At 65.7% G+C, this 25,808-nt stretch carries 26 protein-coding genes; 5 read left to right on the plus strand and 21 right to left on the minus strand.

Features of this window, described 5'->3' with window-relative positions; translation table 11 throughout:
* Nucleotides 1-56: 56 nt before the first annotated feature.
* From GYB81_RS06160 to GYB81_RS06170, 3 genes are all read left to right on the plus strand, one after another.
* Nucleotides 57-605, plus strand: coding sequence for a TRAP transporter small permease subunit (locus GYB81_RS06160; RefSeq protein WP_233787508.1), 549 nt, complete (start codon nucleotides 57-59; stop codon nucleotides 603-605).
* 16 nt (nucleotides 606-621) lie between these two features.
* A complete protein-coding gene (locus GYB81_RS06165) occupies nucleotides 622-1,923 on the plus strand; it encodes a TRAP transporter large permease (RefSeq protein ID WP_161865901.1) in 1,302 nt (433 codons plus the stop codon).
* A 66-nt stretch (nucleotides 1,924-1,989) separates the two neighbouring features.
* Complete coding sequence (locus GYB81_RS06170; protein WP_161865900.1) at nucleotides 1,990-3,726, plus strand: IlvD/Edd family dehydratase; 1,737 nt, start codon at nucleotides 1,990-1,992, stop codon at nucleotides 3,724-3,726.
* A 180-nt stretch (nucleotides 3,727-3,906) separates the two neighbouring features.
* On the opposite strand, the gene GYB81_RS06175 is transcribed toward GYB81_RS06170, so the two are convergent.
* Nucleotides 3,907-4,512 carry a glutathione S-transferase gene (locus GYB81_RS06175; RefSeq protein ID WP_161865899.1) on the minus strand — a complete coding sequence of 202 codons (606 nt, stop codon included), beginning with the start codon at nucleotides 4,510-4,512 and terminating at the stop codon, nucleotides 3,907-3,909.
* A gap of 159 nt (nucleotides 4,513-4,671) precedes the next feature.
* Here GYB81_RS06175 and GYB81_RS06180 point away from each other — a divergent pair, with 159 nt between their 5' ends.
* A complete protein-coding gene (locus GYB81_RS06180; RefSeq protein ID WP_161865898.1) occupies nucleotides 4,672-5,583 on the plus strand; it encodes a LysR family transcriptional regulator in 912 nt (303 codons plus the stop codon).
* An 84-nt stretch (nucleotides 5,584-5,667) separates the two neighbouring features.
* On the opposite strand, the gene madM is transcribed toward GYB81_RS06180, so the two are convergent.
* The 10 genes from madM to GYB81_RS06230 all read right to left on the minus strand — a co-directional run bounded on the left by madM (nucleotide 5,668) and on the right by GYB81_RS06230 (nucleotide 14,191).
* Nucleotides 5,668-6,432 carry a malonate transporter subunit MadM gene (gene madM, locus GYB81_RS06185; RefSeq protein ID WP_024306336.1) on the minus strand — a complete coding sequence of 255 codons (765 nt, stop codon included), beginning with the start codon at nucleotides 6,430-6,432 and terminating at the stop codon, nucleotides 5,668-5,670.
* Between the two features lie 5 nt (nucleotides 6,433-6,437).
* Nucleotides 6,438-6,839: a malonate transporter subunit MadL gene (gene madL / locus GYB81_RS06190; protein WP_024306335.1), complete on the minus strand. Its 402-nt coding sequence runs from the start codon at nucleotides 6,837-6,839 to the stop codon at nucleotides 6,438-6,440.
* 62 nt (nucleotides 6,840-6,901) lie between these two features.
* Nucleotides 6,902-7,828, minus strand: coding sequence for a malonate decarboxylase subunit epsilon (gene mdcH, locus GYB81_RS06195; protein ID WP_161865897.1), 927 nt, complete (start codon nucleotides 7,826-7,828; stop codon nucleotides 6,902-6,904).
* Nucleotides 7,825-8,460 carry a malonate decarboxylase holo-ACP synthase gene (locus GYB81_RS06200; protein WP_161865896.1) on the minus strand — a complete coding sequence of 212 codons (636 nt, stop codon included), beginning with the start codon at nucleotides 8,458-8,460 and terminating at the stop codon, nucleotides 7,825-7,827. Before GYB81_RS06200 ends, mdcH begins: the two co-directional genes overlap by 4 nt.
* A gap of 148 nt (nucleotides 8,461-8,608) precedes the next feature.
* Nucleotides 8,609-9,415: a biotin-independent malonate decarboxylase subunit gamma gene (mdcE, locus tag GYB81_RS06205; RefSeq protein ID WP_161865895.1), complete on the minus strand. Its 807-nt coding sequence runs from the start codon at nucleotides 9,413-9,415 to the stop codon at nucleotides 8,609-8,611.
* A 2-nt stretch (nucleotides 9,416-9,417) separates the two neighbouring features.
* Nucleotides 9,418-10,269 (minus strand): biotin-independent malonate decarboxylase subunit beta, encoded by an 852-nt coding sequence (locus GYB81_RS06210; protein ID WP_161865894.1) that lies wholly within the window; start codon nucleotides 10,267-10,269, stop codon nucleotides 9,418-9,420.
* Complete coding sequence (locus GYB81_RS06215) at nucleotides 10,262-10,561, minus strand: malonate decarboxylase subunit delta (protein ID WP_161865893.1); 300 nt, start codon at nucleotides 10,559-10,561, stop codon at nucleotides 10,262-10,264. The genes GYB81_RS06210 and GYB81_RS06215 overlap by 8 nt, the downstream gene beginning before the upstream one ends.
* Before the next feature lies 1 nt (nucleotide 10,562).
* Nucleotides 10,563-11,441: a triphosphoribosyl-dephospho-CoA synthase gene (locus tag GYB81_RS06220; protein ID WP_161865892.1), complete on the minus strand. Its 879-nt coding sequence runs from the start codon at nucleotides 11,439-11,441 to the stop codon at nucleotides 10,563-10,565.
* The gene (gene mdcA / locus GYB81_RS06225) at nucleotides 11,441-13,108 is read right to left on the minus strand and encodes a malonate decarboxylase subunit alpha (RefSeq protein WP_161865891.1); all 1,668 of its coding nucleotides are present in this window, start codon (nucleotides 13,106-13,108) and stop codon (nucleotides 11,441-11,443) included. The genes GYB81_RS06220 and mdcA overlap by 1 nt, the downstream gene beginning before the upstream one ends.
* A 105-nt stretch (nucleotides 13,109-13,213) precedes the next feature.
* Entirely contained in the window at nucleotides 13,214-14,191 is a 978-nt protein-coding gene (locus GYB81_RS06230) for a GGDEF domain-containing protein (RefSeq protein ID WP_161865890.1), read from the minus strand.
* Between the two features lie 342 nt (nucleotides 14,192-14,533).
* On the opposite strand from GYB81_RS06230, the gene GYB81_RS06235 reads away from it, so the two are divergent.
* Nucleotides 14,534-15,514 (plus strand): DctP family TRAP transporter solute-binding subunit, encoded by a 981-nt coding sequence (locus GYB81_RS06235; RefSeq protein WP_161865889.1) that lies wholly within the window; start codon nucleotides 14,534-14,536, stop codon nucleotides 15,512-15,514.
* Between the two features lie 60 nt (nucleotides 15,515-15,574).
* On the opposite strand, the gene GYB81_RS06240 is transcribed toward GYB81_RS06235, so the two are convergent.
* The 10 genes from GYB81_RS06240 to flgE all read right to left on the minus strand — a co-directional run bounded on the left by GYB81_RS06240 (nucleotide 15,575) and on the right by flgE (nucleotide 25,793).
* Nucleotides 15,575-16,357 carry a type IV pili methyl-accepting chemotaxis transducer N-terminal domain-containing protein gene (locus tag GYB81_RS06240; RefSeq protein ID WP_024306322.1) on the minus strand — a complete coding sequence of 261 codons (783 nt, stop codon included), beginning with the start codon at nucleotides 16,355-16,357 and terminating at the stop codon, nucleotides 15,575-15,577.
* A 293-nt stretch (nucleotides 16,358-16,650) separates the two neighbouring features.
* Nucleotides 16,651-17,676, minus strand: a complete 1,026-nt coding sequence (locus GYB81_RS06245) for a hypothetical protein (protein ID WP_178101828.1) — start codon at nucleotides 17,674-17,676, stop codon at nucleotides 16,651-16,653.
* Between the two features lie 13 nt (nucleotides 17,677-17,689).
* A complete protein-coding gene (flgL, locus tag GYB81_RS06250; RefSeq protein ID WP_161865887.1) occupies nucleotides 17,690-18,607 on the minus strand; it encodes a flagellar hook-associated protein FlgL in 918 nt (305 codons plus the stop codon).
* A 23-nt stretch (nucleotides 18,608-18,630) separates the two neighbouring features.
* Nucleotides 18,631-19,998: a flagellar hook-associated protein FlgK gene (gene flgK, locus GYB81_RS06255; RefSeq protein WP_161865886.1), complete on the minus strand. Its 1,368-nt coding sequence runs from the start codon at nucleotides 19,996-19,998 to the stop codon at nucleotides 18,631-18,633.
* Nucleotides 19,999-20,001: 3 nt separating this feature from the next.
* Nucleotides 20,002-21,126 carry a lytic transglycosylase domain-containing protein gene (locus GYB81_RS06260; RefSeq protein ID WP_161865885.1) on the minus strand — a complete coding sequence of 375 codons (1,125 nt, stop codon included), beginning with the start codon at nucleotides 21,124-21,126 and terminating at the stop codon, nucleotides 20,002-20,004.
* Between the two features lie 3 nt (nucleotides 21,127-21,129).
* Nucleotides 21,130-22,224, minus strand: coding sequence for a flagellar basal body P-ring protein FlgI (locus GYB81_RS06265; RefSeq protein WP_161865884.1), 1,095 nt, complete (start codon nucleotides 22,222-22,224; stop codon nucleotides 21,130-21,132).
* A 9-nt stretch (nucleotides 22,225-22,233) separates the two neighbouring features.
* Nucleotides 22,234-22,896: a flagellar basal body L-ring protein FlgH gene (gene flgH, locus GYB81_RS06270; protein ID WP_161865883.1), complete on the minus strand. Its 663-nt coding sequence runs from the start codon at nucleotides 22,894-22,896 to the stop codon at nucleotides 22,234-22,236.
* Between the two features lie 5 nt (nucleotides 22,897-22,901).
* Nucleotides 22,902-23,687: a flagellar basal-body rod protein FlgG gene (gene flgG, locus GYB81_RS06275; protein WP_161865882.1), complete on the minus strand. Its 786-nt coding sequence runs from the start codon at nucleotides 23,685-23,687 to the stop codon at nucleotides 22,902-22,904.
* Nucleotides 23,688-23,864: 177 nt separating this feature from the next.
* Nucleotides 23,865-24,596 (minus strand): flagellar basal body rod protein FlgF, encoded by a 732-nt coding sequence (locus tag GYB81_RS06280; RefSeq protein ID WP_161864082.1) that lies wholly within the window; start codon nucleotides 24,594-24,596, stop codon nucleotides 23,865-23,867.
* Nucleotides 24,597-24,605: 9 nt separating this feature from the next.
* Entirely contained in the window at nucleotides 24,606-25,793 is a 1,188-nt protein-coding gene (gene flgE / locus GYB81_RS06285) for a flagellar hook protein FlgE (protein ID WP_161864083.1), read from the minus strand.
* Between the last annotated feature and the right edge of the window lie 15 nt (nucleotides 25,794-25,808).

The following is a 25,808-nucleotide window of genomic DNA, read 5'->3' on the forward strand; positions in this document are numbered from 1 at the left end:
CTCTGAGCACACAGCCCCGGTTTCGACCGGGGCTGACGAGGAGCTTTACAGTGAAAATGCCGCAACCACCGAGCGACGGCCCTCTTCCCGCCACAGAACCCGCACCTGGCCAGAACCGCTTCGACCGGATGATCCAGCGTATCGGTCAGGCTGTCGCCTGGCTGGTGTTCGTCGCCATGCTGGTCAGCGTTTATGAAGTGATCATGCGCTATGGATTCAATGCCCCCACGGAATGGGCCCACGAGACCACCACGTTCCTGGTCGCGACCATCTTCGCACTGGGCGGGCCTTACGCACTGGCCACCAACAGACACATCCAGATTCGCATCCTGCTGGATCGTCTTTCGCCGCGAAAACGCTCCTGGCTGGAACTGCTCAACCTGGTGCTGGGCATCCTGTTCTGCCTGGCCATCGGCTATGCAGCCTGGGTGCTGGCCGTCAATGCCACCCATGCCCCCGATGGCAGCTGGCGCCTGGAAACCTCGGGCTCCTCCTGGAACCCACCGCTGCCCGCCTTCATCAAGATCATCATCCTGATTTCGATCGCCCTCATGGCACTGCAGCAGGTCGTGCGCATCAGCCAGCACTGGCGCAATAACAAATGACTTCGGAACTCGCGCCATGAGCATTGAAATCGCAACTTACCTGATCATTTTCGCCATCTTCGGCCTGCTGATACTGGGCCTGCCCCTGGCCTATGTCACCGGCCTGGTGGCGGCGATCTTCACCCTGGGCTGGTTCGGTCCGATGGCCGTTCCCCTGGTGGCCAGCCGCATGTTCGGTTTCATCACCGAATACTCCCTGGTCGCCGTCCCCATGTTCGTCTTCATGGCCGGGCTGCTCGATCGCTCCGGTCTGGCCCGGGACCTGTTCAACTCGATGCGCTTCTTCGCGGGGCGCCTGCCCGGCGGGGTCGCAGTACAGACGCTGGTCGTGGCGTTCTTCCTGGCCGCCATCTCCGGAATCATCGGCGGCGAGATCGTCCTGCTCGGCCTGCTCGCCCTGCCGCAGATGCTGCGCCTGGGTTACGACAAACGCATCGCCATCGGCGTGGTGTGCGCCGGCGGCTCGCTCGGCACCATGGTGCCGCCATCGATCGTACTGATCATCTATGGCCTGATCGCCAGTGTCTCGATCGCCGACCTGTTCAAGGCGGCGGTGGTTCCGGCCTTCCTGCTGATGAGCTGCTACATGATCTATGTGGTGGTGATGTGTACGCGTTATCCGCAGATGGGTGGCGCTTATGTCGAGCAGGATGCCCGCACGCCGCGCCTCAGCGTGGGCGAGGCGTTCCGCGGCATGTTCTACCCGGTCGCCATCGCCGGGCTGGTGCTTGGCAGCATCTATGGCGGCATTGCCTCGGTCACGGAAGCCGCGGCCATGGGTGCGCTGGGCGTGCTGTTCGCGGTCATCGTACGCGGTGAGTTCAGCGTCAAGTTGCTTCAGGGCAGCCTGACCCAAACGCTGGAAACCTGCGGGATGATCGTCTGGATCGGCATCGGCGCAGCCTGCCTGGTGGGAGTCTACAACCTGATGGGTGGCAACCGCTTCGTCTCCTCGGCGATCAGCGGTCTGGATGTAGCCCCCTTCGTCATCATCCTGGTGATGATGCTGATTTTCCTGGTGCTCGGCATGATCCTCGACTGGATCGGCATCGCCATGCTCTGCCTGCCGATCTTCGTGCCGATTGTGGTGCAACTCGGCTATGACCCGGTGTGGTTCGGCATTCTTTTCGCCGTGAGCATGCAGGTGTCCTACATCTCGCCTCCCTTCGGCCCGGCGGCCTTCTACCTGAAAAGCGTGGCGCCCCCGGATATCAGCCTCACCGACATCTTCAGGTCGATGGTGCCGTTCATCATCATCCAGTTGTTCGTGCTCGGGCTACTCCTGTACGTGCCGGCGATCTCCACCTGGCTGCTGTAACCCTCCTTGTTTCCGATCAACCCGAAGGGCCCCGGGCGGCCTTTCGTACCCTGGCAGGTTTTTCTCATGACAGACAAACGTCCCCTCCGCTCCGCGCAGTGGTTCGGCAGCGCCGACAAGAACGGCTTCATGTATCGCAGCTGGATGAAGAACCAGGGCATTCCCGACCATGAATTTCAGGGCAAGCCGATCATCGGCATCTGCAATACCTGGTCCGAACTGACGCCCTGCAATGCGCACTTTCGCAAGATCGCCGAGCACGTCAAACAGGGCGTGCTGGAAGCCGGTGGTTACCCGCTGGAATTTCCGGTGTTCTCCAACGGCGAATCCAACCTGCGCCCGACCGCCATGCTCACCCGCAACCTGGCGAGCATGGATGTCGAGGAAGCGATCCGAGGCAACCCGATAGACGCCGTGGTTCTGCTGACCGGCTGCGACAAGACCACGCCGGCACTGCTGATGGGCGCCGCGAGCTGCGACGTACCGGCCATCGTCGTCACCGGCGGGCCCATGCTCAACGGCAAGCACAAGGGCAAGGACATCGGCTCCGGCACGGTGGTCTGGCAGCTCAGCGAAGAGGTCAAGGCCGGCAAGATCTCGATCCATGACTTCATGGCCGCCGAGGCGGGCATGTCGCGCTCGGCGGGCACCTGCAACACCATGGGGACGGCCTCGACCATGGCCTGCATGGCTGAAGCCCTGGGCACCTCGCTGCCGCACAATGCCGCCATCCCGGCGGTCGATTCGCGACGCTACGTGCTGGCTCATCTGTCGGGCATGCGCATCGTCGAAATGGTCCATGAAGACCTGCGCCTGTCGAAGATTCTGACTCGCGAAGCCTTCGAGAACGCGATCCGACTCAATGCCGCCATTGGCGGGTCGACCAACGCGGTGATCCACCTCAAGGCCATCGCCGGGCGCATGGGCGTCGAGCTGGAGCTGGACGACTGGACCCGGGTGGGGCGCGGCACACCGACCATCGTCGACCTTCAGCCCTCCGGTCGCTTCCTGATGGAAGAGTTCTACTACGCCGGGGGCCTGCCTGCCGTCATCCGCCGCCTCGGCGAGAACGGCCTGCTGCCCAACCCGCAGGCGCTGACGGCCAACGGCAAGAACCTCTGGGAGAACTGCAAGGATGCGCCGATCTATGGCGACGACGAGGTGATCCGCCAACTCGACAATCCATTGCGCGCCGATGGCGGTATCTGTGTACTGCGCGGCAACCTCGCGCCCAAGGGGGCGGTGCTGAAACCCTCGGCAGCGAGCCCGGCACTGATGCAGCACCGCGGCCGTGCTGTGGTGTTCGAGGACTTCGACGACTACAAGGCGCGGATCAATGACCCGCAACTGGACGTCGATGAAACCTGCGTTCTGGTCATGAAGAACTGCGGTCCCAAGGGTTATCCGGGCATGGCGGAAGTAGGCAACATGGGGCTGCCGCCCAAGGTTCTGGCCAAGGGCATCACCGACATGGTGCGCATCTCCGACGCACGCATGAGCGGAACCGCCTATGGCACCGTGGTGCTGCACGTAGCCCCCGAGGCTGCGGCCGGCGGCCCGCTGGCAGTGGTCCAGAACGGGGATTTCATCGAGCTCGATTGCGCCAACGGACGCCTGCATCTGGATATCCCCGAAGCGGAACTGCAGGCGCGCCTGGCTGCCTGGCAACAACCGCAATGCCTGCTCTGGGACGGCGGTTACCGTCGCCTCTATGTCGATCACGTACTGCAGGCCGATGAGGGCTGCGACTTCGACTTTCTGGTCGGCTGCCGCGGCTCCGCCGTGCCGCGGCATTCGCACTGAGTCGATTCAGCGCCGCGTATCGCGCGGCGTGAGCGTAGCTCTAGCGGGTTCTTATTCGACCCGCAATGCGCTCAGCGAACGCCCGACGTCGGTATACAGCGGGACGTCGATCCAGCGCGGGGCCTCGCCCCCAGCCTGGGCTGATGGCAGCCAACAGCTTACAGGCTCGCTTTACAGTAATCAGACTGGCGCGCTGGCAAGCATCGAGTTGCGGGAAGCGAACTTCTGCTGGAAGTCCCGCAATCCCGGGTAATCGGCGCGCCAGTCGAGATCGGCAAAGCGCAAATCCAGATAGCCCAGGGCGCAGGCGACACCAATCTGCGCCAGATCGAGCGGCCCGTGTAGCTGTTCGATCTGGCGTTCCAGTTCGGTCAGCGCCCGCTGCACCTTGCCCAGTTGCCCATCCAGCCATGACGGCCATTGCAGCTCGGCCGGTCGCACGCCGCGCTCGTAACGTGCCAGCAGCGCGGCGTCCATCAGGCCGTCGGCCAGCGCTGCGAGGCGCAGCACCGGCCAGCGCGCAGCACCTTCCGGTAGCAACCTACGGCCCTCATGCAGGGTGTCGAGGTACTCGCAGATCACCCGGCTGTCGTACAGCGCCTCGCCTTCATCGGTCAGCAGTACCGGAATCTTGCCCAGCGGATTGAGTGCGTTGACCCGCTCGTTCAGCGTGGTCGGCAGCACGGCAGTATCGAGCAGTTCGATACGGGCCAGTAGGCCGGTTTCGTGAGCGAGCACGCGAACCTTGCGGGCAAAGGGCGAGGCGGCAGCGTAGATCAGTTGCATGGGGCAGATTCCTCGGACACATGAAGAGAAGACCGAACACAGCTCGCACTACAGCACAGTTCGCGCACCGAGGTAATCAGACGTGTCGCTCGACACGCGCAGCGCACCGATCACCCCGCGGATACGGCACAATCAGCCATCGCTCGTAAGGGACAGGCCATGCTGATCGACGAAGAACTCACCCTGAAGAAACTGGAAGTTTTCCTCGCCTTCATGCGCAGCGGCAACCTGGCCCGCGCGGCCAGCGAGCTGCAGACCAGCAACGTCAGCGTGCACCGCGCCATCCACTCGCTGGAAAACGCGCTGCGCTGTCCGCTGTTCAAGCACGAGGGGCGCAACCTGATCCCGCTGGAAAGCGCCTACGTGCTGGAGGAGAAGGCGCAAAAGCTGATCCAGGACGCGCAGGAAATGGTGCGCCTGACCCGCGAGGCGGCGGGCTTCGGCGCCGAGCGTTTCAAGCTCGGCTCGCTCTACTCGCTGACGGTGAAGACCGTGCCGCAGCTGATCATGGGCCTGAAGCTGCGCCGCAGCGAACTGAACATCGACCTGGTGCTCGGTTCCAACGTCGACCTGCTGTACAAGCTGAAGAACATGGAGCTGGACGCGATCCTGATTGCCCTTGACGACAGCGTCAGCGACCCGGACTGCGAGCAGCTGGCGCTGTTCTCCGACGACATCTTCCTCGCCGCGCCCAACGATTCGCCGTTTGCCGATCACGCCGAAGTCGACCTGGCCGACCTGCGCGAGCAAACCTTCATCACCCTGACTCAGGGCTACGCCACCTTCCGCGATGGCGAGCGGGTGTTCCAGCAGGCCGGCTTCGAACCCAAGGTGGCGATGCAGGTGAAGGACATCTTCACCCTGCTCAGCATGGTCAGCTCCGGTGTCGGCTACGCCCTGCTGCCGGGGCGGGTGGCGGCGGTGTACGAGAACCGGGTGAAGCTCATTCCGCTGCAAGTCAAGTACCACCTGCAGCAGCATATCGGCGTGGTGTTCCTCAAGGCCAGGGAGCGTGACCCGAACCTGCTGGCGCTGCTGGCCGAATGCCGGATGTACAGCAGACAGTCGTAGTCGCAAGCATCGCCGCTGAAGCGCCTCCCACAGGGCAGCGCGTTCAGCCTGAATAAAAAGCCCGCCATGACGGCGGGCGAAAGGTCAGCCCAGAAGGCCGCGCATCAGAAAGTAGAGCAGCGATGGGCCGAGCAGGCAGCCCAGCGCGGTGTAGAAGGCTGCAGTGAGGCAACCGTAGGGCACCAGCTTGGGATCGGTCGCCGCCAGGCCGCCAGCCACACCGCTGGAGGTGCCCATCAGGCCGCCGAAGATCACCGCGCTGCGCGGGTTGTTCAGGCCGATATAGGGGGCGATGAAGGGCGTGGCCACCATCACCAGGATCGCCTTGATCAGACCGGCGGCAATCGACAGCGCCATCACGTCGGAACTGGCGCCGATGGCTGCACCGGTGACCGGGCCGACGATATAGGTCACGGCGCCAGTGCCGATGGTGGTCAGGCTGACCACGTCGGTGTAGCCGAAAGCCATGGCCACCGCCACACCAGCCACGAAGGACGCCAGTACGCCAACGAACAGCGCCAGCACCCCGGCAAAACCGGCGCGCTTGAGTTCTTCGACACTGACGCCGAAGCCGGTGGCGACAATGGCAAAGTCGCGCAGCATGGCGCCGCCGAGCAGGCCGATGCCGGCGAACAGTGGAATGTCCACCAGGCCCTTCTGGCCGCCGGTGTAAACGCCACCGATGTAGGAGAGCAAAAGCCCGAGCAAAATGGCGATGGCCGAGCCGTGCAGGCGTCCCTTGGTGAGCTTGTCGGACATCCAGTAGGACACCCACATGGTGATGCCGACGATGGCGAAGCCGCTGAGCAGGCTATAGCCGGTAATGACCTTCATCAGAGATTCGTACATGGCAGTCACCGCGGCGCTTTGGTCAGGGAGGGGGCAGCTTCGCTATCGGACTTTTTTTGCCCGATACGACTCAGTGCAGGAACCAGCGCGAAGCCGATAGCGACCGCGGCAGTACCGGCGAGAATCGCCATCGGGCCGCCGCTGAGAGCACCGTAAACGTTCTGCTGAGCGGCCATGGCGACCACGATGGGGATGTAGATGGCGCTCCAGAACTCCACGCCCTGTTCCGACTTGCCGGTGAACAGGCCACGCTTGTTCAGGTAACTGCCGAGGAAGATCAGCAGCATCATGGCGATACCGACACCGCCGACGTTGGCGGGTACGCCAATGAGTTTGCCCAGCAGCTCTCCGATGAAGATGCCTGCCAGGGTGCAGAACGCCAGAAAGGCGACACCGTAGATAATCATTGTTGTTGTCCTCGTCTTACGTATCGAAGTTGTTGTTCTTGTGCTTCGGTAAACGCTACGGCTCAGCGGTCGCGGCTTACCTCCTGACGCAACATGGCGTCGAGTGTATCCAGACGTGCCCCGGCGAAGGCGATCACCTGGCCCGATTCGAAAACGCGGCGGGCAAGGCCGGTCAGCACGCTGCCGGGTGGCAGCTCCAGGTGCAGGCGCACGCCGCGCTCATAGGCATTAACGAGGGTGGCCTGCCAGTCGACGACGCGGCTCATGTTGTAAGCCAGGTCATCACGCAGGGCTTCGGGATCACGGATCAGCCGCGCCGAGCTGCTGCTCAGGTAGCGCACCTGGGGCGCGCGCAATTCGATGCGGGCAAAGGCGGCGGCCAGCGCGCGAGCCGGCTCATCGAGCAGCTTGCAGTGCGACGGCACGCTCATGGCCAGCCGTTTCGCAGCGCCGGCACCGAGGGCGCGAGCACGTTCGGCCACCTTGGCCATGGCGGCATCGCTGCCGGCGATCACCAGTTGGGTTTCCGCATTGATATTGGCCAGATACACCGGGCCTTCGGCGTCGGCCAGCAGGCGCTCGACGCTGCCCTGGTCGAGGCCGAGGATGGCGGTCATGCCGTAGCCAGTTGGATAGGCACGCTGCATCAGCTCGCCACGCAAGGCGACCAAACGTGCGGCATCGGCAAAATCCAGCGCGCCGGCCACCACGGCAGCGGCATAGGCGCCGATGGACAGGCCGGCGACATAGTCCGGGCGATGGCCGCGCTCGCCCAGCAGCCGGGCAGCCGCCACGCCAGCAACCAATAGGCAGAGTTGCACGGCTCGGGTGTTTTGCAGCGCCTCAGCCGAATCCAGCCGGCGCACGTCTTCCCCCAGGGCGGCGCTGGCCTGCTCGATGCAGGCCTGCACCACCGGCGCCTCGGGCAAGGCCTGCAGCATGCCGGGCTGCTGCGCGCCCTGGCCGGGAAAGGCCCAGAGCGCGCTCATGCCGCCACCTGCTGCGCTTGCCAGGGGTCGCTGACCAGCAGCGGGCCGTTCTGGGTTTTCAGCAATACGCGCGGCGCCGCGCTGGCCCATTCGCGCAGCGCCACGGAGCCGTGCGGCGTTTCCAGTTGCAGGTCGATACGCCCCGGCGCTTCGTCCAGCAACATGCACAGTGCCCGCGCTTCCGCCCGAGAAACTGGCTCAGGCGCTCGCAGCAGCAGGTCGAGATCGCTGTCCGCATGCGCGGCGGCGATGCCACTGGCCAGCTCGAAGCCCAGGCTGCCGGTCACGCCCCAGGCCAGATCCAGGGCATCGAGACGCGGCGCCAGTTGGCTCAGCGCGCGCAACGCCGGCCAGTGCGACTGCGCATGATTGCGCCAGCGGCCGGCCCTGGCCACCGCCTGTGGACTGACCAGGCGGCTGATATCACTCAGGCGCATCCACGCGGCATGGCGCTGCTCACGGGCCGCGCCCCGTATACCCACCGCGACCCAGCCGGGCTCAGCGGGAGCACGTCGCACCACCACCGGCACATGCCCGCCCAGGGCGGCGTGAGCCCAGGCCGGCGCCTCCTGCGGCAGGTGCTCGGGGCGCAGGCCCCAGAGCAGATCATGTGGACGGGGTGTGGGGTGCATCGTGTCAATCTCCGGGTTGTTGGTATTTCACTTCTGGCTGACGGGTTACAGCCGCCCTAAGGCTGACCTCGGACGTTAGGGTGTGCTATGCGCACCGATTCGGTTTCTGGTGCGCACGGCGCACCCTACGGTGCCGTGCGCGCCCCATTCACCAATGCGCGCGCAGCCGTTCGCGCACCTGGGAGGAGGCCGCGCGGTTGGTGGCGCCCAGGCGGTTGCGCAGGTCGCGTGGGCTGGCGGCGATATCGGCCAGGGCGCGGCTCAGGGCGTCTTGCACGCGGGCCAGATCGGCCGCTGTCGGTTGCGCCACCTGCTCGACATCGAGCACCTCCGAGAGCAGGCCAAGCGAGGCGTAGTTGTCCAGGTCGTAGGCCATCGGCGGCACGCTGGCGGCCAGCGCTTCCAGCTCATCGACGCTGCGCAGGGTGATGCGCGCGGCGGCGGCCTTGCCCATGGCATGCACCATCACCCCGGCGTCGCGCAGGGCGATCAGGCGGTTGGCCTGGTAGCCGTGGGCGAGAAAGGCGCCGGACATGGCCTTGCCCACCAGCAAACCGATCACCGCATGCCCGGCCAGGCGAGCACGGGCATAGGCGTCCACCGCACCGGCCAGCGCCTGATGAATGCCATAGGCTTCCTCACGGCGCCCGTAGGCCTGGCTGGGTACATCGACTATGGCGATCAGCGCGCGCTTGTGCGCCTGGTCGCGGTCGGCCTCGATGGCTTCATCCACGGCCTGGGCCAGGCCCCAGCCTTCGAGCAGGCCGACCTCGCCATTGCGGGCGCGGGGGAAGGGATTGTTGGCGTCGGCGATCACCGCCAGATAGCGCACGGCCTGGCCGGCCAGTTCGCCATCGGCCACGCGCAGCGAGGCCGGCAAACCTTGCAGCGGCTGGGCATCGCCAGCCAGGGCCTGGAACCAGTGCAGGCCGCGTTGTTCCTGTGCAATTGTCATGGTCATGCTCCCTGGTAAGCGCTGCGCACGGCAGCGGCATCGGCCTGGACGGAGGTGTCGACGGCGCGCAGGCGCTGCAGGAACCAGGCATGGCGCCGACTGCGCTCCAGCTCAGGTTTGCCCTTGGCGAACAGCCCATGCAGCTCGCGGCGAATGGCCTCGACGTCATCACTCACGTAGCCGTCGACCAGCCCGCTGACGTGGCGCTGCTCGCCGCCGGTCAGGCTCCAGATAAAGGGACGGTCTCGCGAGTCGTACTCCTCGATGCCGGCTTCCTGTTCGATCACCTGCGGGCCGTTGAGCCCCAGACGCGCCTCGCGGGTCACCAGCAGGTAGCTGCACAGCCCGGCGGCGATGGACATGCCGCCGAAGCAGCCGACTGGCCCGGCGACCAGGCCGATCACCGGCTGATACTGGCGCAATTCGACGATGGCGGCCTGGATCTCGGCGATGGCCGCCAGGCCCAGGTTGGCTTCCTGCAGGCGCACGCCGCCGGTTTCCAGCAGCAGCACGGCGCGGGTCGGCGTGCCGCCTTTGTTGTCCTCGGCGGCCAGCTCCAAGCTGCCTGCGATCTTCGCGCCGCCCACTTCGCCGAGGCTGCCGCCCTGGAAGGCGCCTTCGATGGCAATCACCACCGCAGGCGCGCCGTCGATCAGCCCCTTGGCCACCACCACGCCGTCATCGGCCTGGGGCACGATGCCCTGCTTCGGCAACCAGGGCGACATCAGCCGGGCGAAGGGATCGAGCAGCTCGCGGAAGCTACCGGCATCGAGCAGTGCCCGAGCCCGCTCGCGTGCACCCAGTTCGGTAAAACTGCGCTGCGCCAAGAGGCGTTGAATGTTCTGCTCAGCCATGGTTCAGTTCCTCCAGGCCCTGTTCCAGGCGCAGGCGCACCACGCCGGGCGTGGCGCCAAAATCATGAATGGCGATGTTCAGCGCCGGCAGTTGCTGCTCGCGGAACATGCGTTCGAACAGCAGTTGCCAACGCGGCGCGCTGCCGTTGACCGAGGTGACCACTTCGATGGCCAGGGTGCCGGCCTGACCGGGTTCGAGCATCACTTCCAGATCGCCGGAGCCGACGCATCCCACCAGCGCGCGGCCCTTGGCCGGTTGCCCGGCGGGAAATCGAAAAGACAGGGTTTCCATTTCACAGACTCCCAAGCGGCACCGGCAGGCCATGCTGCAGGCGGTCGAGGAACAGGGTGGCGGCGAGCAGATCGGCAGCGCCGCCAGGCGAGGCACACAGGTGCAGCATGTCGCGCTCCAGCTCGCGCAGGCAGCGACGCCCGTCGAGGCTGGCGCAACCGCCAGCAGCGAGCACCGCGCGGGCGCCGCTCTGCATGCGGGTCAGCCCGGCCATGCCGGCGCGGTACAGGACGCAGGTGTCGGCCAGTTGGGTCATGATCGCCAGTAGCGCATCCAGGCGGGCATTCTGCTCCCCGGCCCCGGCGGCGCGGCTGCGCGCCAGTTGCGGCAGCGCCTGCTGGATCACCGCAGGGAAACCCAACTGCGCCTCCTCACGGGCACCATGCACGCCGTACAAGCGACAGACCTGGGCGCCATGGCTATCGCCAGTCACCGGGGCGGCGCGGTCATCGAGCAAGGCCAGGCGCGCGGCGCGCAAGGCGACCTGGGCCGGCGTCAGGGCGCTGACATCCAGCGCCGCAGCAGCACTGAGCAGCCCCAGCGCCCAGATGGCGCCACGGTGAGTGTTGACGCCGCCGGTGACGCGCAGCATCTCCACCTCACCTTCGCGACCGATGCGGCCCACGTCTTCACGCAGTGCCTGGTCGATCTTGCCCCATTGCTGCGCCGCCTCGGCCATGGCCTTGAAGCTCGGCCACAGGGCCAGCGCCGAAGCGTGCATCAGGCCCAGGTGCAAATCGGTGTGTGCGCCACTGCCACGACGATCGACCAGCCCCGGCTTGGGCGACAGGTCGGCCTCGTCGATCAACGCGTCGACTACCAGGTCGGCCAGCCAGTCGCTCAGTGCGAGCTTCGGCTGTAATGCAGTGAGTGCATTCATCACCAGCTCCTGAACTTGGCGGGCGGGTTGTACAGGCCGCCCGACCACTCGACCAGCTCGGCGATGCTCTTGGCCGCAAGCAGTTCGCGGCTGGCATCGGTGCGGCGGATGCCGAGGTCTTCGGGCAGGGCGATCAGCCCTTCGCGGCGCATGCGTGCGGTGTCTTTCGGGTCGTGGCGCAGGCCGATGGCAGTCACCCCGGCCACCGCGGCGATCATCGCCTGGCGCTCCTCCAGGGTGCGCGCCTTGTACAGGTAGGCGATGCCCTCTTCGGTCAGCAGGTGGGTGACGTCATCGCCATAGATCATGATCGGCGCCAGCGGCATACCGGCCTTCTTCGCCACGTCCACCGCATCCAGGCGCTCGACGAAGGTCGGTTTGCCGCCCTCCTGGAAGGTTTCGACCATCTGCACCACCAGCTTCTTGCCGCGCTCGAGCAGGGTCACCGGGCCTTCGCCGCCAGGCGTCGCCATGTCCAGCCAGGCCGGTGTGCTGTGACGTCGGCCGCGCGGGTCGTGGCCCATGTTCGGCGCGCCGCCGAAGCCGGCCAGGCGCCCACGGGTCACGGTGGAGGAATGACCATCGCCGTCCACCTGCAAAGTGGCGCCGATAAACAGATCGACCGCGTACTGCCCGGCCAGTTGGCACATCATGCGGTTGGAACGCATGGAACCGTCGCGGCCGGTGAAGAACACGTCCGGGCGCTGGGCGATGTAGCCCTCCATACCCAGCTCGGTGCCGAAGCAGTGCACGCTCTCGACCCAACCGGTCTCGATGGCCGGGATCAGCGTCGGGTGCGGGTTGAGCGTCCAGTTGCGGCAGATCTTGCCTTTCAGGCCCAGCGATTCGCCGTAGGTGGGCAGGATCAGCTCGATGGCTGCAGTGTTGAAACCGATGCCGTGGTTGAGCGACTGCACCTTGTGTTTTTCGTAGATGCCGCGGATCGCCATCATCGCCATCAGCACGTGCACCGGCTTGATATGGCGCGGGTCGCGGGTGAACAGCGGCTCGATGTAGAAGGGCTTGTCCGCCACCACCACGAAGTCGACCCAGGAGGCGGGAATGTCCACGCGCGGCAGCTCGTCGACGATCTCGTTGACCTGGAAGATCACGATGCCGTCGGAGAAAGCCGTGGGCTCCACCAGCGCCGGGGTGTCCTCGGTGCTCGGGCCGGTGTAGATGTTGCCGTGGCGGTCGGCCTGAAAACCGGCGACCAGCGCGACGTTGGGAATCAGATCCACCAGCAGGCGCGAGTACAGCTCGATGTAGGTGTGGATGGCGCCGACTTCCATCTGCCCGTCTTCGAGCAGCTGGCCGATGCGCAGGCTCTGCGGCCCGGCGAAGGAGAAGTCCAGCTTGCGCGCGATGCCACGCTCGAACAGATCCAGGTGCTCGGCGCGGCTGACGCTGGGCATGATCATGTGCAGGTCGTGCAGACGGCCGGGGTCGGCCTTGGCCAGCGAGCGGGAGAGGAAGTCCGCCTGCTTCTGGTTGTTGCCCTCGAGCACCACGCGGTCGCCGGGGGCGACCAGCGCTTCGAGGGCAGCGACTATCTTGTCGCTGGGCAGCACCACGCCATCGGCGAGATTGCGCACCTGATCGAGTCGCCGCGCCTTTTCCGCGCGCCGGCGCGACCACTGCGGCGGTGGGGATATTGTTGTTGTCATCGATGACTCCACGAGTTCCGCTGTCGTGGAGGCACCTTAGGAGCGTGACCTTGTGGTCATCAATCAAGCAGGCGGCGCAATCGTTACGGCCAGGTTAACGACTGCTCAAGCGCGGGCGTCCGCGGCACCATCGAGCGTCGAAGGGGCAGTAGCCTTGGCCACTTCCAAGCGGTCGCGACCGCGCTGCTTGGCCTGGTAGAGCAACTTGTCTACCGCGTTGAGGAAGTCCAGCGCACGGTCATGCGCCCCCGGCACGATGGTGCCGACACCGAGGCTGATGGTGAGCAGGGACGACACCGATGAGCGCTCGTGGGCGATGCGCTGCTGGCGCACCTGCTGGCGGCAGCGCTCGGCGATATGGCGGGCGGCGGCCTCGTCGGTCTCCGGCAACACCAGCACGAACTCCTCGCCACCGAAGCGGCCGACGAAATCCCTTGGCCGGCTGGCGGCGCGGCTCAGTGCCTGGCCGACGCTCTTCAGGCAATCGTCGCCCTGGATATGGCCGTAATGGTCGTTGAACTGCTTGAAGTGATCGATATCCAGCAGGATCAGCGACAACGGCTGCCGGGTGCGCTGGGCGTTGGCCCACTCGCTGGCCAGCACCGTGTCGAACATGCGCCGGTTGGCCACGCCGGTCAGGCCGTCCTTGTAGGAATACTCTTCCAACTGCTTCTGCAGGGTCAGCAGTTGCTCCTCGGTCTTCTTGCGTTCGCTGATGTCGAACATGAAGCCGATCAGCGAGTCCACTTCACCGTTGTCATTGCGCACCACGTGCACCACGTCGCGAATCCACACGTAGTCGCCAGCGGCAGTCAGCGCGCGGTAGTCGGCCTCGTGGTCGACACCGTTCTGCGACTGCGACACGCAGAAGCCCACCACCCGCTCGCGATCCTCAGGGTGCATGCGCGCGGCCCAATCCTCGGCGCTGACCCAACTGGCCTGCGACCAGCCCAGCAGCGTCTCGATCTGCGGGCCGATATAGGCGAAGGTCATGCTCTTCCAGTCGATCTTCCAGGGGATCGCCCGGGTGGATTCGAGCAGGGTCTTGTAGACGGCACTGTCGGTTTCGGCGGCTTGGCTCATGGTGGCCCGGAGTGTCGAGAAGGCGAGGTTTCCTTATACACCAGCGCAGCGGCGCGGTGATGCGCTGAGCGGACGGGCTGCGGAACTTCGCCGGAATGCGCGCCGGTTCATGAAACCCGCCTTGTGCCGGCACCGTGCTTTCGCAAGAATGCGCGCTCTCTGTCGCTGACCGATGAGTCAGCGACAGCATGCCAACAATAACCGGGCATCGATCCGGTAGTCCCCGAGGGGCGAGGCCGGCGTGATCCGCCAGGCCGAACCCTGCAAGCCATCCCAATTCGCATCCAGGCCCGCCAGTTTCGGCGCAGGCCTCGCCACGCGTTTTCCGTAAAAGGTATGTCGATGTTCAAGACCTCTCTGGCGGTTGCCCTCGCCACCCTGCTGTGCTCCGCCCAGGCCCTGGCCGAACCGATCCTGATCAAGTTCTCCCACGTGGTGGCGGAGGACACGCCCAAGGGCAAGGGCGCCCTGATGTTCAAGCGCCTGGCCGAGGAACGCCTGGCCGGCAAGGTGCAGGTGGAGGTGTATCCCGACTCCACGCTGTTCGGCGATGACGACGAGCTGCAGGCGCTGCGCGACAACAAGGTTCAACTGCTGGCGCCGTCGCTGTCGAAGTTCGAGCAGTACACCACTCAGCTGCAGGTGTTCGACCTGCCCTTCCTGTTCGATGACCTGGAGGCGGTCAAGCGCTTCCAGAAGCGCGAGAAGAGTCGCGAGCTGCTGCGTTCGATGGCCAGCCATGGCATCTATGGCCTGGCCTACTGGAACAATGGCATGAAACAGCTCTCGGCCACCCGCGCGCTGCACACGCCTGCCGACGCCGCCGGCCTGGCGTTCCGCATCCAGCCGTCGGAAATCCTCGAGCAGCAGTTCGCCCGGGTCGGCGCCAGCAGCCTGCGCCTGCCGTTCGCCGAAACCCGCGCCGCCCTGCAGGCCGGGCGCGTACAGGGTGCGGAGAACACCTGGTCCAACCTCGCCAGCCAGCAGCTGGGCGCGCTGCAGCCCTATGTCACGGAAACCGATCACGGCGTGCTGAGTTACATGCTGGTGAGCAACTCCGGCTTCTGGACCAGCATCCCCTATCAGGTCCGCGTGCAGCTGGAGGCGATCATCGACGAGGTCACGCTGGCGGTGAATAGCGAGGCCGAAGCGCTCAATGCCCGCGATCGCCAACGTCTGATCGCGGGCGGCAGCCAGCTCGTCAACCTCAGCGGCGAGCAGCGTGCTGCCTGGCGCGCGGCGATGCAGCCGTTGTGGCAGGAATACGAAGGCAAGATCGGCAGCGATGTGCTGCGTGCGGCGCAGACGGTCAACCGGCGCTGACCGTCTTCTGCCAAAGACCTGCAGCCGGCGCTACCCGGCGCCGTCGCAGGTTAACGGCACTCAGGCCTCTTTGGCCTGCAGGCCGGCGTACAGACGGGTCAGCTCGTTGAGCTGGCGGAACAGCGAGTCGGTGCTCACGGTGATCGCGGTCGGCACGAAGTCCTGCGCGGCATGCAGGTCGATGCCCTTGAGGGTGAAGCCCCAGTGGGCACGGGCGCGGCGCTGAGCGTTGGCGATCTCCTCGTTCGGCGTACCGCGGGCTTCCAGTTCCTTGAGGATGGTTTCGAAGTCGCTCACGGCCTTGTCCAGCTTGGCGTCCAGGTCCGGCGCCGGTACACGCCAGGACTTGGCCATGTAGAGCATGGCGATGCGCTGGGTCTGCACACGTGCCCAGCCGGTGCGGTGCACGGAGGCGCCCATTGCACCCAGATGCTTGCCCATCAGGTCGCTGACATTCTGCGTCTGCTGCAGCAGTTCCTCGCTGGTGGCGAGCATCTGCGCCGCCTTGGCTTGCTCCGGCTTGGCTTCGATCTGCTGGCGATGGACGGCCCAGGTGGCATCGACCTTGGCCAGCGCAGCCTTGATTTCGGCAGTCGGCGCATAGCTCGCCAGCGCCTTCTGGCTGGCGTCGAAACGCTCGACGGTTTCCTTCAACTGGCGCTGGGCAGCATCAACACGCACATCGGCGCCGATCATCAGATAGTTCTTGGCCATGCGCTGGGTCAGCGAGCGCTGCAGACCGGCCATGTTCATGGCTTCGGAATCGCTCAACTGAGCCAGGCCGGGCATGCTCACCAGCGCGGTGCAGGCGAGCAGGATAAGAGACAGGTACTTCTTCAACACGTCGGTACTCCAATTTCGAGAACGGGCAATGCACCGCGGGCGGATGCCAGCAGTGACGGATGAACCCTTGAATACGGGGTTTTTATTGGAATGCGGGGGCAGTTTCGACGGGCGTGAGGCCCAGATGCTGCGGAAAGGACGCCATGATAGCCATTAAAACGCCATCATTCTGTGCACTCGGTCATGAAGCGGACGACTGGTCGTCATTTCCGCTGGCGTTCGGATAAAAAAGCCGCCAGTCGCCATGAAACAGGGGAAGGGCGGCTGACGGCTGAGGAACCGGACGACAATGCTCAGGACAGCAGGCTGACCACCGTGGATCTGCTGATATTGGCCTGGGCGACGACGGTCTGGGTCACCGCGGCATAGCTGCTGGGGCTGCGGCGCATGAGGTTGAACACTTCGCCGGCGAAATCCCGCGCCCACTCGTGCTCGTTGTGCTCGGCATGACGGGCGAGAAACTCGCGGATCTCGTCCTGGCGATGGCTGAGTTGCTCACGCAGCGAGCCGATCTTGTCCAGCGCCGCCACCACTTCGTCCAGGGCCCGGCGCAATTCACGCGCACCGTCCAGGCGCGCGGCTTCGGGCAGGCGCAGCAGCTGGTCTTCCTGGCTGACCACAGGCGCCGCGGCCTTCGCCGCCAGCTTGCCCTCACCCTGTACGCGCAGTTCGCCCTTGAGTTGCTGCCACTCACTCTCGCGGGCGCTGAACCTGAGCGCTCCGCCGCTATCCACTTCTGCGCGAATGCCGGCCGGGCCGAGGCCGGCATTGAAGCGGCGCAGGATCTGCTGCTCGCTGAGCCCCTCGTCGAGCACCACGGCCAACGGTTCGGCCAGTTTGCGCCCGGCGCTGAACAGCAGGGTTTCCTTGCCGGCCTGCTGCACACTGGCGATCGAATCCAGGCCCTGCAGGCTGAAACGGCTGCGCACCGGCTCGTTGAGACGCAATTTGAAGCCGGCATCCAGTGCCTCGCCGGAGCGCTGACCTCGCTCGGCGAGTAGCTTGCGCACCTGCTCCAGTTCGCGCTTGAGACCTTCACGTTCGCCGGCCTGGGCGTTGCTCAGCTCGCGGCTCAGGCTGAGCTTGAGCTGGCCGAGGCGCCCGGCCAGTTCACCCAGGTAGCTGTCGGCGGCCTGCATCGAGGTCAGCTGCTGATTGAGCTGCAGGTTGAAGCTGGCGCTCTTGCCGCGAGGCTGCGCCGCCTGCTCGGCTGCCGGCGCCTGCTTGCGCTGGCGCTGCACGGCCTGCTCGCCCTGCACTGGCCGCCGTGCCTGCGGATCGAGGGCCGTGACGACCGGAAGCTGTTTATCGACCTTGATCACCGCAGGCTCCTTACAGCAGGCTGAACAACGACATCTCGTTGATCTTCAGGTAGGTCTTCTGCGTTGCCCCCAGGGCCAGCTGGTAGTTATTCAGATCGATGGTGGCGCCGGCATAGTCGAGACGCGACAGTTCGCCTTCGATCTTCTGGTTGACCAGCGAGACGTCCTCGTTGCTGTCGGTGAGCAGAGTGAGAGCGTTCTGCCGGCCACCCAGCTCGGTGATCGCCCCCATCACGCGGCCATGCGCCTCATCCAGGGCACCCAGGGTGTCGACGATCTGCTGCCGTACGGCCGGGTCGGTGACGTCCAGGGCCGGGTCCTGCAGGGTGTTGATCAGGCCGCGCAGCTCGTTGAGCACGCCCACGCCCGCACCGAAGATACTGGCGGCGGTGACGTTCTCTTCAACCAGCACGCCATTGGCCACGGCGGCCTGACGGTGCTTGTCGTTGCCGCTGACGCTGTAGGTCTGGGTCGCGGCGTCGAAGGCCAGCGCCGGCGTGTCGCTGAGGGTGCCGGAGAACAGGTAACGCCCTTCCTCGTCACGCACGTTGGCGAAGCTGAAGATGGTGTCCTCGATGATCGACAGCTCGCCGGCCATGGCCGCCAGGTCTTCGCTGGTGTTGGAGCCGTTGGCCGCCCACAGCAGCAGGTCACGCACGTTGAGCATGGCGTCGGAGGTGGACTTGAGGTTGGCCTCCTGGGTCGACAGGCTGCCGGAGACATTGGCGATGTTCTTGCGAAACTGCTCAAGACTCGCTTCCTCACGCTCGACACGCAGCACGCGTACGCTGGCAATGGGATCGTCGGATGGCAGCAGGATGCGCTTGCCGGTGGCCATCTGCTGCATCAGCTTGCCCAACTCGGCGGAACTGGCGTTCATCGAGTTGTGCATCAGCGAGGTGATCTGCGAGTTGGTGATGCGCATCATGGCTGAATCTCTCTTGAGCCGCGTCAGAACGCGGAAAGCATGTCGTCGAACAACTGGTTGGCGGTGCTGATAACCTTCATGTTGGCCTGGTAGGCCTGCTGGTAGGTCATCAGGTTAACCGCCTCCTCGTCCAGACTCACGGCGCTGACGCTGTCACGCTGCGACTGCGCCTGCTGGGTCACGGCGGTGGCGGACTTGAGGTCGGCCTGATTCTGTCGGCTGTCGCTGGCCACCTGACCAAGCAGGCCGGCATAGGCGTCGTTGAGCGTGACCTGGCTGCCGTTCAGGGTGATGGTCCGGTTCTTCAGGCCGAGCAGATCGAGCAGCACCTCGTTGTTGCCGGTCTCTCCAGCATCGGAGGACAGCGCCAGTTGCTCGGCCGCCAGCGGCTCGACACGCAACAGCGCAGTGGTACTGGTCGGATCGTAGACAAACAGCGGCTGGCCCGGGTTGCCATTGAGGTCGAAGCCGGTGGCGAGCACGTCATTGACCATCTGCGCCAGTTGCCCGGCCATGTCATGCAGGGCATCCAGATTCGGCCGCAGGCTGCCGTACTCGACTTCGTGGAGGCCGCCGAAGGCCCCGCCGAAGCCGTCCTGGCGCAGCGGGAAGCTGGTGCCGGCGAAGGCCAGGCTGACTTCCTGCTCGCCGCTCGCGGTCATCGTCACCTTGAGCTGGCCGGCGGTAGGCCCGGCTACCAGCGGCTGGCCGTTGGCCAGGGCGACGCTGACCGAACCGTCGGCCGTTTCGTTGACACGCAGTTTGGCGAACTGGCTGAGCTCGCCGATCAGACTCTCGCGATGATCGCGCAGCGCGGTGCTGTCGCCCTTGACCGATTCGGTCTCGACGATCTTCTTGTTCAGCAGCGCGATATTCTCGGTCAGGCCGTTGATCTCGGTGGCCATGGCCGTGCGCTGCTCCTGCAGCGCCTTGACCTGCGCGTCGATGTTGCTGCTCAGGCCATTGAAGCGCTGCGCCAGGTTGCCGGCCTCGCCGATGATCTGCTGGCGCAGGGCGATGGAGCCGGGCGTGGCGCTGGCTTCGCTCAGGGCCGCGAAGAACTGGTCGAGGCCGGCGCTGATGCTCGAACCGGTGCCGGACATCAGCGCTTCCAGCGCGGTCAGGTACTGCTGCGAGGCACTGTAGAAGTTCTGCTCGGTGGTGGCACGCCAGAGTTGCTGGTTATGAAATTCGTTGGTCATGCGACGGATGCTGATCACCTCGACACCGCCCCCGACGCTCAGGCCACCCTGCCCGGCCAGCGACCCGGTGATGGTCTGCAGGCGGCTGAAGCCGGGCGTCTTCACGTTGGCGATGTTCTGCCCGGTGGTGGCCAGGGCCACCTGGCTGGCACGCACACCGCTGTAGGCGATCTGGTTGAGGATGCTCACGAATTAACTCTCCTGCCGCTCGAAGCGCATCGGCTGAGCGAAGGCCGCCAGACGCGGCACACGGGCGTCGTCGGCAGCGAATTGGGCTGGTACTGAGGACAGGGCGACGGAATCGGCGGTGGACTTAAACTCGTCACGCACCATCGCCTGCTTGCCGGCCACGGCGCCGAGCAGCAGGCCGCTGTCGGCACTCAGGGCACTGGCCAGCTGCTGGCGGGTCTGTGCGCTGAGCGGGCTGCTGGCCTGCGCGTCATCCTTGCTCGGCGTCTCGGCCCTGGCCAGGTCGCCGAGGATCTTGCGCGTGTAGTCGCGGGTTTCCTGAAAGGGGATGCGCTCGATCCAGGCGCCGGTGGCGATCTCGCCGCTGCGCGGGTCGCCGTTGACCTTCAGCCACTCGTCGACCCGGCCCGGCCCGGCGTTGTAGGCCGCCAGCGCCAGCGCCTGGTGGCCGTCGTAACGCTGCAGCATCTTGTCCAGGTAGGCGCTGCCCAGGCGCTTGTTGTAGGCGGCGTCTGTGGTCAGGCGGGCTTCGCTGAATGGCAGGCCGAGTTCGGTGGCCATTTCCCGCGCGGTGTCCGGCATCAGCTGCATCAGGCCGCGCGCGCCCTTGGACGATACGGCGTCGACGCGACCGGCCGACTCCTGCTGAATGACCCGATCGACCAGGGCGACGAAGCCCGCCGAGCCCTTGTCCCAGACCTTGCCGAGGCTGTCGACGCCGCGCTGCCAGGTGCTGCGCAGCGGCTCCAGCAGGCTGCTGGCGGAGCGCTGCGGCAATTGCGCCGAGCGGGCGGCAGCGGCGGCTGCGTCCATGTCCACCGCGCTGTCGCCAGCGCCGGACAGCTGCTTGACCAGCATGTCGGCGATGCCGGTCTGCTTGCGCCCGGCCAGGGTCTCGGCCAGCACTTCGTCATAGAAGTCGCGCATGGTGTCCATCTCGCGGCTGCGCATCGGGTTGCCTTCGGCGAGCACGTCGCTGGCCTTGCGCATCTGCTTGAGGATCTGCTGCAGGAACAGCGCCTCGAACTGCTCGGCCGCAGCCTGCAGTTGCTGCTCGCGGGCGGTGCCGATGCCGTCGGCGCTGCCGCGGTGGCTGTTCATGTGTTGGGCGAGGGAAACGATGCTCATGGCTCAGATCACGATCAGTTCAGCGTTGAGGGCACCGGCCTGTTCCAGCGCCTGGAGGATGCTCATGACATCGTCCGGGGTAGCGCCGAGGCTGTTCACGGTGTTGATGATGCTGTCCAGGCTGGCGCCATCGGGCCACTTGAACATGGCGTTCTTGTCCTGGCTGACGGCGACGTCGGAGCGCGGCACCACGGCGGTCTGGCCGCCCGAGAAGGCGTTGGGCTGGCTGACCTGCGGGTTCTCGCTGATGGTCACAGTCAGGGTGCCGTGAGCCACGGCAGCGGCCTTGACGCGCACGCCCTGGCCGACCACCACGGTCCCGGTGCGACTGTTGAACACCACCTTCGGTCGCTCGCGGCCTTCTTCCACGTCCAGGCCCTCGAGCATGGCCATGAAGCCGATGCGCTGGGTGCTGGTGATCGGCGCGCGGATGGCGATCTTGGTCGCGTTAAGGGCACTGGCGGTGCCGCTGCCGAAACGGCCGTTGACCGCCTCGACCACCTTGGCGGCGGTCTGGAAGCTGGGTTGACGCAGGTTGAGCATGACCTCGGCGCGCTCGCTGAAATCGCTGGGGATCATCCGCTCCACCGTGGCGCCATTGGGCACGCGACCGCTGTTGGCGGAGTTGATCGCCACGCTGGAGCCGCTCTGTCCGGTGGCATTCAGGCCGCCGACGACCACGGCGCCCTGGGCCAGGGCATAGGTTTCGCCATCGACGCCCTGCAGCGGGGTCATCAGCAGCTGGCCGCCGCGCAGGCTCTTGGCGTCACCCAGCGAGGCGACGGTGACATCGACGCTCTGCCCAGGGCTGTAGGACGGCGGAATTTCCGCGGTCACGGTGACGGCCGCGACGTTCTTCAGTTTGGGATCGACGTTCGGCGGCAGGTTGATGCCGAACTGCTTGATCATGTTGGCCACAGACTGGCTGGTGAAGCGTACCTGGTTCTTGTCACCGGTGCCGTCGAGGCCGACCACCAGGCCGTAGCCGATCAACTGGTTGCCACGGATGCCTTCGATATCCACCAGGTCCATCAGCGGCACGGCCTTGGTCGACAGCGGCCAGGCCAGGAGCAGGGCGACGAGTGAGCGTTTGAGCATGACCGGGCCTCAGAGCGGGAACAGCGGGTGGGCGAAGAAGCGCGTCAGCCAGCCTGCCGAGTTGCTGTCGTTGAGCACGCCGCGACCGGCGTAGGAGATGCGCGCGTTGGCCACGTTCTGCGAGGACACCTGGTTGGCGCGGTTGATGTCGTCCATGCGTACCAGGCCGACCAGGCGGATGTACTCGTCACCCTGGTTCAGGCGCAGGGCCTTCTCGCCCTTGATCAGCAGGGTGCCGTTGGGCAGTACCTGATGCACGGTGACGGCGATGGAGCCGCGCAGGGTGTTCTGCTGCGAGCTGCGCGCCGAGCCATTGAAATCGCGCTCGGCCGCGGCGGAGCTTTCCAGGCGGTCGTACTGGTTGCCCAGGACGGTGGGAATCCCCACGGAAACCCCGGATTTCTTGCCGAAGCTGGTGCCGGCGCTCTTGCTCGACTGGGTCGACTCGTCGAGCACCACGGTAAGGATGTCGCCGACCCGCACCGCACGCTTGTCGCCGATCAGCGAGCCACTGTAGCCGCTGCGAAACAGCCCGCCGCTGGTGGTTGGCGGCTGGCTGTAATCCAGCGCCAGCGGCTGGTACTGGCTGGAATCCTCTTCGGGCAGCATCTCCTTGAAGCTGGCGCAGCCGCCAAGGGCCAGAAGCAGAGCGAGCGGGAGCAGGCGGGTCATGGCGGTCACACGGTCTGGTTGAGGAACTGCTGCATGCCCGACGCGGCGTCGAGCACCTTGGCGTTGGCCTCGTAGGCGCGCTGGATGGAGATCATGTTGACCATGGCCTCGACCACCTGCACGTTGGAGCCTTCCAGCACGCCCTGTTTGATATTGCCCAGGCCATCCGCACCCGGCACGCCCTCGACCGGTTCGCCGCTGGCCACGGTTTCGCGATAGAGGTTGCCGCCGAGCGCTTCCAGGCCGCCCGGGTTGGTGAAGTTGACCAGGGTGATCTGGCCCAGCTCCGAAGGCAGGGTGTCGCCGGCCAGCACGGCGGTGACGATGCCGTCGCTGCCCACGGTGAAACGACTGCTGCCAGCCGGTACTTCGATGGCCGGCGTCAGCGGCAACCCCTGGGAGTTGACGATCATGCCTTCGGCGTTGAGCTGCAACTGGCCGTTCTCGGTGTAGTAGATGTCACCGTTGGGCGCTTCCACCTGGAAGAAGCCGGCGCCGATGATCGCCAGGTCCATCGGCTGGCCGGTGGTCTGGATGCTGCCTTCGGTGAACACCTTTTGCGTACCGGCCACGCGCACGCCGCTACCGAGCTGGATGCCGGAGGGTACGGTGTTGACCTCATCGGCCTGCGCACCCGGCTGCAGTTCGATGGCGTAGAACAGGTCCTCGAACACCACGCGGTCGCTCTTGAAGCCGTTGGTGTTGACGTTGGCCAGGTTGTTGGCCACGGCGCTCATGGCCTTGTCCTGGGCGGCCAGGCCGGTCTTGCTGACCCAAAGTGCGGAACTCATGTTTTGTCTCCTCTGTAGCCCGGATGCAATCCGGGAACATTTCCCCGGATTGCATCCGGGCTACGTGTGTTGTGGGCCCCCTCTACCGTTTACGGGAGAGGGTTGGGGAGAGGGCCAGGCAACCCCGCCCTCTCCCCCGGCCCCTCTCCCACAAGTGGGAGAGGGGAGTCATTCCTATCAACCGCCGCGGATCATGCGGTTGCCGGCGTCGGACAAGTCTTCGGCGGCCTTCATCATCTTCACCTGGGTCTCGAACAGGCGGTTCAGGCTCATGGTCGCCACCAGCTGATCGATGGCGCCGACATTGCTCGCCTCCAGGTAGCCGGACACCAGCACCGGTGCTTCCAGCCCCTCGGCCGGCTGGCCATCGGTTCGCGCCAGCAGGCCGCTGGCATCCTTGGTCAGGTCGGCGGCGTCGACATCCACCACCCGGATGCGGTCCACCTCGGCAGTGACGAAATCGCCACGCGGGATCACCGACACGGTGCCGTCACGGCCGATGTGCAGGCTGTCGTATTCGGGCAGCACGATGGGGCCGCCCTCGCCCAGCACAGCGCGGCCATTCAGGGTCAGGCGCAGGTCGGCATCGACCTGTAGCGCGCCGTTGCGGGTGTAACGCTCCGCGCCGCCGTCACCTTCGACAGCGAACAGGCCGCGGCCCTGGATCGCCACGTCGAGATCACGGCCGGTGGCCATCAGCTCGCCGGGCGCCAGGTTGACGCCGTTGTTCTTCACCCGTGCCAGGTGCCGGCTGTCGTAGCCGTAGCCTTCCACGGCAACGGCCTGGGCCTGTTCGAGGTCGGCACGAAAACCGGGCGTGTTGACGTTGGCCAGGTTGTTGGCGCGCACCGTGAGCGAGCTCATGGTGCGGCTGGCGGCGGTCATTGCGGTGTAGCCGAGACGGTCCATGGGTCAGCCTCAGATCGCGCCGAACAGCACTTGGGTGAGTTCCTTGTTGGTGGTCAGCACCTTGGTGTTGGCCTGGTAGTTGCGCTGGCCCTCCATCAGGCCGACCAATTGCTGGGTCAGGTCGACGTTGGAGTTCTCCAGCGAACCGGCCACCAGCGCGCCGAACGGGCCGACGCCGGGCACGCCGATCAGCGCCGCGCCGGAGTCGGCGGTTTCCACCCAGGCGGTGCCGCTGATGTTCTTCAGGCCGCCGGCGTTGGCGAAGGTGGCCAGCGCCACCTGGCCCTGCAGCATGCGCTGGCCGTTGCTGTAGTTGGCGTAGACCCTGCCGTCCTTCTCTACCGAGAGGCCGGTCTGCTCGCCCGCGGCATAGCCATTGGCGCGGTTGTTGGTGACGACGAAGTCGGAGCCGTACTGACTGGAATTGCTGTAGTCGATGGCGATGGCCATCGGGTCGACACCGGGCAGGGCGAAACCGACGTTGACCGGGCCGGCCGGCGCAGTGAGCGTGCCGTTGGTGCCGAAGGTCAGGGGTTGAGGGGCGCCTACAGCCGCACCGCCAGCGTAATAGTGAGCTTCCCAGCTGTTGTCGCCAGTCTTGACGAAGTACTGGGTCAGGGTGTGCTCCTTGCCCTGGGAGTCGAACACCTTGGTGGTGTAGGTGGAGTTGTAGGTGTTGACGTCCGCCGGATCGAACGGTGCGGTGGCCGGCACGGCCTGGTTGGAGTCCAGGTTCATGACGAAGGCCAGGCTGTCGGTGGCGCGCGCCGGCAGGTTGGCGTTCTGCAGCTGCAGATCGCCCATGGCGCCTACCTGCAGATTACCCGCGGCGTCCACCGGGTAGCCCTGCAGGGTCTGCCCGGCGGCGTTGACGATGTTGTTGTCCTTGTCGGCGCCGAACACGCCGGCGCGGGTGTAGCTGACCTCACCATTGCCGCCGCGGGTGACGAAGAAGCCACCGCCGGAAATGGCCAGGTCGAGGCTGCGCCCGGTGGTCACCAGCGAGCCGCCCTGACTGATGCTCTGGGTAGTGGCCAGCACTTCCACGCCCATCGCCTGGCTGTCGGCGTAGATGCTGCCGAACTCGGTGCGCGAGGACTTGAAGCCGGTGGTACCGGCGTTGGCGATGTTGTGGCTGATGGTATTGAGCTGTTCGTTGACGGCGCTGAGGCCGGTCATGGCGATGTTGAAACTCATGGCGACTGGACCTTT

The sequence above is a fragment of the Pseudomonas yangonensis genome, assembly GCF_009932725.1.
Lineage (GTDB): Bacteria > Pseudomonadota > Gammaproteobacteria > Pseudomonadales > Pseudomonadaceae > Aquipseudomonas > Aquipseudomonas yangonensis.

Bases quoted from the DNA above. Each gene is read 5' to 3' on its own strand.
- GYB81_RS06160 (WP_233787508.1), top strand. From the start codon at position 57: ATGCCGCAACCACCGAGCGACGGCCCTCTTCCCGCCACAGAACCCGCA.
- GYB81_RS06165 (WP_161865901.1), top strand. From the start codon at position 622: ATGAGCATTGAAATCGCAACTTACCTGATCATTTTCGCCATCTTCGGC.
- GYB81_RS06170 (WP_161865900.1), top strand. From the start codon at position 1,990: ATGACAGACAAACGTCCCCTCCGCTCCGCGCAGTGGTTCGGCAGCGCC.
- GYB81_RS06175 (WP_161865899.1), bottom strand. From the start codon at position 4,512: ATGCAACTGATCTACGCTGCCGCCTCGCCCTTTGCCCGCAAGGTTCGC.
- GYB81_RS06180 (WP_161865898.1), top strand. From the start codon at position 4,672: ATGCTGATCGACGAAGAACTCACCCTGAAGAAACTGGAAGTTTTCCTC.
- madM (WP_024306336.1), bottom strand. From the start codon at position 6,432: ATGTACGAATCTCTGATGAAGGTCATTACCGGCTATAGCCTGCTCAGC.
- madL (WP_024306335.1), bottom strand. From the start codon at position 6,839: ATGATTATCTACGGTGTCGCCTTTCTGGCGTTCTGCACCCTGGCAGGC.
- mdcH (WP_161865897.1), bottom strand. From the start codon at position 7,828: ATGAGCGCGCTCTGGGCCTTTCCCGGCCAGGGCGCGCAGCAGCCCGGC.
- GYB81_RS06200 (WP_161865896.1), bottom strand. From the start codon at position 8,460: ATGCACCCCACACCCCGTCCACATGATCTGCTCTGGGGCCTGCGCCCC.
- mdcE (WP_161865895.1), bottom strand. From the start codon at position 9,415: ATGACAATTGCACAGGAACAACGCGGCCTGCACTGGTTCCAGGCCCTG.
- GYB81_RS06210 (WP_161865894.1), bottom strand. From the start codon at position 10,269: ATGGCTGAGCAGAACATTCAACGCCTCTTGGCGCAGCGCAGTTTTACC.
- GYB81_RS06215 (WP_161865893.1), bottom strand. From the start codon at position 10,561: ATGGAAACCCTGTCTTTTCGATTTCCCGCCGGGCAACCGGCCAAGGGC.
- GYB81_RS06220 (WP_161865892.1), bottom strand. From the start codon at position 11,441: ATGAATGCACTCACTGCATTACAGCCGAAGCTCGCACTGAGCGACTGG.
- mdcA (WP_161865891.1), bottom strand. From the start codon at position 13,108: ATGACAACAACAATATCCCCACCGCCGCAGTGGTCGCGCCGGCGCGCG.
- GYB81_RS06230 (WP_161865890.1), bottom strand. From the start codon at position 14,191: ATGAGCCAAGCCGCCGAAACCGACAGTGCCGTCTACAAGACCCTGCTC.
- GYB81_RS06235 (WP_161865889.1), top strand. From the start codon at position 14,534: ATGTTCAAGACCTCTCTGGCGGTTGCCCTCGCCACCCTGCTGTGCTCC.
- flgL (WP_161865887.1), bottom strand. From the start codon at position 18,607: ATGATGCGCATCACCAACTCGCAGATCACCTCGCTGATGCACAACTCG.
- GYB81_RS06260 (WP_161865885.1), bottom strand. From the start codon at position 21,126: ATGAGCATCGTTTCCCTCGCCCAACACATGAACAGCCACCGCGGCAGC.
- GYB81_RS06265 (WP_161865884.1), bottom strand. From the start codon at position 22,224: ATGCTCAAACGCTCACTCGTCGCCCTGCTCCTGGCCTGGCCGCTGTCG.
- flgH (WP_161865883.1), bottom strand. From the start codon at position 22,896: ATGACCCGCCTGCTCCCGCTCGCTCTGCTTCTGGCCCTTGGCGGCTGC.
- flgG (WP_161865882.1), bottom strand. From the start codon at position 23,687: ATGAGTTCCGCACTTTGGGTCAGCAAGACCGGCCTGGCCGCCCAGGAC.
- GYB81_RS06280 (WP_161864082.1), bottom strand. From the start codon at position 24,596: ATGGACCGTCTCGGCTACACCGCAATGACCGCCGCCAGCCGCACCATG.
- flgE (WP_161864083.1), bottom strand. From the start codon at position 25,793: ATGAGTTTCAACATCGCCATGACCGGCCTCAGCGCCGTCAACGAACAG.